This is a genomic window from Photobacterium kasasachensis (assembly GCF_050336885.1).
GTDB classification, from domain to species: Bacteria; Pseudomonadota; Gammaproteobacteria; order Enterobacterales; family Vibrionaceae; genus Photobacterium; species Photobacterium kasasachensis.
On sequence record NZ_JAKJSH010000065.1, the window covers coordinates 1 to 882 of the forward strand.

The window sequence follows — 882 nt, forward strand, 5'->3', positions numbered from 1 at the left end:
CTAACGTTGCCCAACAACGTTGGCAAGAAACACTTGGTCCCGTTCGTCTAGAGGCCTAGGACACCGCCCTTTCACGGCGGTAACAGGGGTTCGACTCCCCTACGGGACGCCATGGGTCGTTAGCTCAGTTGGTAGAGCAGTTGACTTTTAATCAATTGGTCGCAGGTTCGAATCCTGCACGACCCACCATCTTCTCCTTTGAAGATGTAAAACATCGGAGGGCGATTAGCTCAGTTGGGAGAGCACCTCCCTTACAAGGAGGGGGTCACTGGTTCGAGCCCGGTATCGCCCACCACTCTTTCTTTTCGAGAGARCCCAGAAATACCTGATGGGGCTATAGCTCAGCTGGGAGAGCGCCTGCCTTGCACGCAGGAGGTCAGCAGTTCGATCCTGCTTAGCTCCACCACTCTTTAAGCGCATTTCTTGRAAAAGAAGTGAGTGTGTTTAAAAAGTGGTTATCTCTTGATAAACACATGCTCTTTAACAATCTGGAAAGCTGACTAGTAAATTGAATCGTTAGATTCAATTAAAATGTTTTTTATAACTTCTTATTTAAAGAGGGGATAAAGAACGAGTTCTCAAGCAATACACATTCAAGTGTCTTGTACTTTTGTCTTCACTTTTTCAAAAGTGAAAATAAAAGAAGAGTCCGGCGAAAAACCAATGTCCTTACTTTTCTTGATCGAATGTAGGTGACACAAACCTTGGTTGTTTGAACATACGAAACCTCTTGGGGTTGTATGGTTAAGTGACTAAGCGTACACGGTGGATGCCTTGGCAGTCAGAGGCGATGAAGGACGTACTAACTTGCGTTAAGCCCAGATTAGGCAGTAAGAGCCACTTGAGTCTGGGATTTCCGAATGGGGAAACCCACCTGCACAA

Annotated in this window: 4 tRNA genes and 1 rRNA gene; all 5 read left to right on the forward strand. The window is 46.2% G+C overall.

Annotated features, from left to right (window positions below):
* Window positions 1-36: 36 nt before the first annotated feature.
* Window positions 37-112, forward strand: a tRNA-Glu gene (locus tag L4D19_RS30290).
* A 1-nt stretch (window position 113) separates the two neighbouring features.
* A tRNA-Lys gene (locus tag L4D19_RS30295) sits at window positions 114-189 on the forward strand.
* 30 nt (window positions 190-219) lie between these two features.
* Window positions 220-295: transfer RNA gene (locus L4D19_RS30300), tRNA-Val, on the forward strand.
* 35 nt (window positions 296-330) lie between these two features.
* Window positions 331-406 (forward strand) — tRNA-Ala (locus tag L4D19_RS30305).
* Between the two features lie 336 nt (window positions 407-742).
* A 23S ribosomal RNA gene (locus L4D19_RS30310) occupies window positions 743-882 on the forward strand; the annotation flags it as partial.